The organism is Moorena sp. SIO4A5 (assembly GCF_010672005.1).
GTDB lineage: Bacteria > Cyanobacteriota > Cyanobacteriia > Cyanobacteriales > Coleofasciculaceae > Moorena.
Genome location: NZ_JAAHHZ010000388.1, coordinates 1 through 4,517, shown reverse-complemented (window position 1 = coordinate 4,517; position 4,517 = coordinate 1). Strand labels below are relative to the sequence as shown.

The following is a 4,517-nucleotide window of genomic DNA, read 5'->3' as shown; positions in this document are numbered from 1 at the left end:
CTGTCCAGTCAGGGTATTGTTTTTTCAGATGATCACAGATAGTGTTGTGCTCTTTGACGAACAGGATATGCAACATGCTTAGTCCTATCCACCAGTTATCGTCAAAGCCCACAATATCGATTCCGTTTTCTGGGTTGACAGGTAACAAACCGTCATCACCAATTATCATCTTACCATCGACATGGCTACGCACCTTATCAATAGTTTCCTGATAACTGCCATAGATTTGGGAAGCATCCCACCAGTGAGTTTCTCTGTTGATAAAGGTTGGAGGATTGTTGGTATCGTCTTCAGAACGAGTGGGGTCTTTTGGAGTTGTTTCGATTTCCAGAGGTCGATGCTCTTCGGGCCAGGGGTCATCCTGTTCCAGAGGAATCTCGATTTTATCCTGGGACTCATCATAGCCATGAGAAAACCAATCGTGGGTCTGGAATTGAATCCAGGCTGCAGCTGTTAGGTTTAAGATCGAAGCTGGTACAAATTCATCCCGCGTCAATAACTTCAGACTGATTGTACGGGGGTTGGGATTGAGTAAATTCTTTTCGTCGGGGTAGGCGTGTTTCAGGGGTACATTGCGTCCAAAGCGGGTGCCAGCCATCCCCATTTTGGGATCATTGGGGTCATTAAATGAACCATCCGCTGTACGAATTTTAAGATGGCGACCATCAGGACTAGGAGTCGGTTCAGGGGGCTCCCCTTTTGTGGGTAATTGGGAGGTATCGTGCAGGTTTTCTTCCCGCATATTCTCGCGGAATTTATTTAATTTGAACAGGGCTAGAGGAGTAGGAAACTTATGCCAAGGTTTCTTTGTCATTGTGCTAATTCCTTTAGTTTTTATTACCGAGGTATTTAGTGTTTTAGGTTGGGAGTGTCAGGAATTCCGGTCAGAGCTTACTGCTCACTCCTAAGCTTAGGTGAATAGGACTGAGCATGATCTTAATTAATCCTTAATTCACCGTTGTCTAGCTCTTTCTATTTCTTAGTTTTTTATGTTGATCATAACTCATTAATTTATAAATTAAAGAGGATTGACTAATAAATCTAGTGTTGTATAATTTACAGGGATTGACAGTACCCATCTCGGGTACTCTTTGCTGATCACTCAACTGTCAATTAATTTCACAAGCCGTCAAGGGTTAACAAATTGGATATCCTTTTCTGGGAAGTAGGCTGGTAGAGGGTCTCGGGAGAGTACATTGGTTTTGGATGTCAGCTGCTGCTGGTCTAGGAGAATTGCGATCGCACTCTTACACACAAACAGGATCAAATCCCTTCCGGGGCAAGTACGAGATCCTCTCAGAAACAAATTGGAGTAAGTCGAATTGTCCTGATCGCTCGGATCTAGCCACCGTTGAGGTACAAACGAATCGGTGGATGGGTCTAAAGACCGTTCCCGTTGCATGATTGGGAAAAAGTGTAGAATTTCCATGTCTGGCGGAATACGGGTGTTATTATAAGCGTCGCCAGCTGTTGTAATGTGAAAGGTTCTGGTCACTGGAGGGAACAAACGACCAGTTTCCAACAAACAAGCTTCTAAATAGCTGAGTTTAGCAATGGTTGAGGCTTTCTCTAACGAACCCGCTTCCTTGATTTCCTGTCGCACCCGTTCGAGCACTTCTGGTCTAGAGGTAATCATAGTCAGGGTTCTCGCCAGCAAGTCAGTCCCTGAACCAGTAAAGGTAAACATCCAGTGGGGGATTTGTTGCAGGAGTTCCTCTTCAGTAGTGTAGGGCTTTATGCCATGAGCCATAGACAACAGGCATGGCTTTTCAGACGCTTCGCTGCCTTCCCAAAGCTGCTCAAGAGTTTCATAAAATTTTTCTAAACGCTTAGTTTCAAACCTTCCCAATAGAATCCGCTTGATCGGATTTCCCACCATTGAGAATAACACCTGTATATCCTTGATCAACCGCTCAGGAGCAACATTTTCCCCAAACACAATGCCCAGCATTGCCTGACCCATACATTTCCGGATATCCTCAATGTTGGATACTGGCTTTGAAAAAGCACGATGTACCTGTTCGAGGAAAGCCTGTTGGTACTGGTGCTGGGAACCTGTGCCAAGCACTCCCTCATTATAAGGTCTCAGGCGCTGCCACTGTTGATCATGGCTGATAGTGAGGGCGTTGGGGGCAAGAAAAGACATACCATCCTTCTTGAGATTGCCTTCGATATAGCCTTGGCTGTCTGGTGGGTCTTGTAAAATCCGGTCTGATAAGTCACGCCCAGATACTAGCAAGACTTTCTTGAGAAGAAAGTTTAGAATGACATTTTTACTACCATAGCGTTTGATTACATCACCAATCCAACCCCCTAATACTTTTTCAAGGTCGAAACCACGGGGGTTACGGATAAAGCCACTGGCTAGATTACCCAGAAGCCGTAACAAGTCGAGTACATTGGTAGAAGGGTAGGTTTTCATTATTCATTGTTCATTGTTTTGTTGACAAATCTTACTTGAGGCTTTCCAGTAGACTTATCCATTGCTTCTATTTTCCTTAAGGCTATCAGCAGGTGCGACCCGTGGCGAATTTAATTACGGGTCAAGCGCACCTATTAAGCTAGAATTTCTCAATCCACTGGCTCATCAGAACTAGTGGCTCCTTTCTTGCATGTTTCTGACCACTTGGGTTACTAGATTTCGGGGCATAAATCTTATACTCAGGGCAAGCAACTGGTTTTTGAGACCAGGGACAACAACAGTTCGATTTTTCATCAGACCAAGATAGCCAATCCTAGCAACAGTTTCAGCATTCATAATCTTTTGTCCACTAACCAGCTTAGAGTCTTCCATGTTTGCCCGAGCTTGAAAACCCGATTCTGTTGGTCCTGGGCACAGAGTAGTTACCGTCACCCCTGAACCCTTGAGTTCATTGGCAATTGCCTCAGAAAAGGATAGGACATAGGCTTTCGTCGCATAATAGACTGCCATCAACGGACCAGGCTGAAACGCTGCGGTGGAGGCAATATTTAAAATTTTTCCATACTGTTGTTGCACCATAGCTGGCAGAAATAATTTGGTCAAATGGGTCAGGGCTACTATGTTTAGCTGCATCATGGCTAGTTCAGTAGCCAGGTCTGTTTCAGCAAAAGCTCCATAGGTAGCGAATCCCGCGTTATTGACTAGTGCATCAACCTTGGTACCTTCCTCTTGCAGCTGGTCAAAGATCTCCTGTGCAGCTCCTGGAACTGACAAATCCTTCGGAATAACCCTGACGAATGTCCCAAATTTTTCCCTAAAATCCTCGGCCAGTTGAGATAGTTTCGACTCACTTCTGGCGACTAACACTAACTTGTAGCCATCGCGAGCAAATAACTTGGTAAATTCATAACCAATTCCACTGGATGCACCAGTAATCAGAGCCGTTTTGGGAAGATCCTTTACCTGATTTTTTAGATTCATTTGAGGTGTATTTTTACAAAAATTAACCCAGAAAATATTGAAGAATTATTTCGATAGCCTTTCCAAAGTAATTGGAAACAAGGATTAGAGTTTTTTCATTACAAAAAATCCCTAGATACTTGATTACCTCTAGCATGCATGCCTGTTGCCTCTTGCCTTTCCCTAAGGGATTATGTTCACAACTCAAATGGAAATGCTATGTAGGTTATAGTTATCCACTAGTAGTTGTAACTTAAATTACATTTTCAGCAGAACACCAGATCCTAGGGCAATGAAAAATCAAACCAATGAAGCACACAGAGGGACTCTAGTTGAGGTATAGCATACTTTTGATAAATTGAGGGAGAATGGGGGCGCTAGCTGAAGTAGGTGGTTCAGCTGCCAAAAATCTCTCTATTGCCTTGATAGTTATCCTCACAGGGAGCTTTTCCAAAACCGGATTGTTGTTAAAAAACTTAATAATCATGAAATATCAATGGTCGTTAAGTCATAATGGAAAGTGTTGGAAATTCTAGTTTTTCGAGGAGAGACTTAACAAGATCCAACTGGGGAGCAAGATTTTGTCAGGACTTACCCAACATTGGCTAAAAAACGCCCTTATACAAATTTGTGATAGTTCAATGACTCCTCCCCCAACCCAAAGCAAGGGGATGGGGTCAAGGGAGATAGTCACTGACAATAATTTATTCCTAGCTTAGCGACAGCGTATAACAGAGAATCGGGCATCAGACCAAATAATCGTCACAAAATAGAAAGGACAAAAGACAAATGACATCCTTATTGTTATTTACTCTCAATAAGAGCATTAAATAGTTTTCCTAAAAAAATATTCCGCCAGCATCTGGAATGCTAGGCATTGAGCTTGTAGCTTGCTTTATTCCGACAAAAGCCAAGATTCAACTAAATCAAATGGAAAAGGATATAATTTTTGAACCTTTGGAGTTCCGGAACTTGACCCTAAAGAATCGGATCTTTCGTTCTAATATCTCTGGTCGATTTGACAACTATGATGGTTCCGGTAACCAGGCACGGATTAATTGGGAAGAGAAATTTGCCCGAGGCGGCGTCGGTGCAATCGTCTCTTCCTTTACACCCGTCCAAATCCGAGGACGAA

At 43.2% G+C, this 4,517-nt stretch carries 3 protein-coding genes and 1 pseudogene; 1 reads left to right on the top strand and 3 read right to left on the bottom strand.

What is annotated here, in order from left to right:
- From F6K57_RS37605 to F6K57_RS37595, 3 genes are all read right to left on the bottom strand, one after another.
- On the bottom strand, positions 1 to 814 hold an 814-nt coding region (locus tag F6K57_RS37605), incomplete at its 3' end, for a peroxidase family protein (protein ID WP_293073481.1).
- Positions 815 to 1,129: 315 nt separating this feature from the next.
- Positions 1,130 to 2,422, bottom strand: a complete 1,293-nt coding sequence (locus F6K57_RS37600) for a cytochrome P450 (protein ID WP_293073478.1) — start codon at positions 2,420 to 2,422, stop codon at positions 1,130 to 1,132.
- A gap of 171 nt (positions 2,423 to 2,593) precedes the next feature.
- On the bottom strand, positions 2,594 to 3,403 hold the full coding sequence (locus tag F6K57_RS37595) for an SDR family oxidoreductase (RefSeq protein WP_293073475.1): 810 nt from the start codon (positions 3,401 to 3,403) through the stop codon (positions 2,594 to 2,596).
- A gap of 909 nt (positions 3,404 to 4,312) precedes the next feature.
- On the opposite strand from F6K57_RS37595, the pseudogene F6K57_RS37590 reads away from it, so the two are divergent.
- A pseudogene (locus F6K57_RS37590) lies at positions 4,313 to 4,517 on the top strand (NADH:flavin oxidoreductase); the annotation flags it as partial.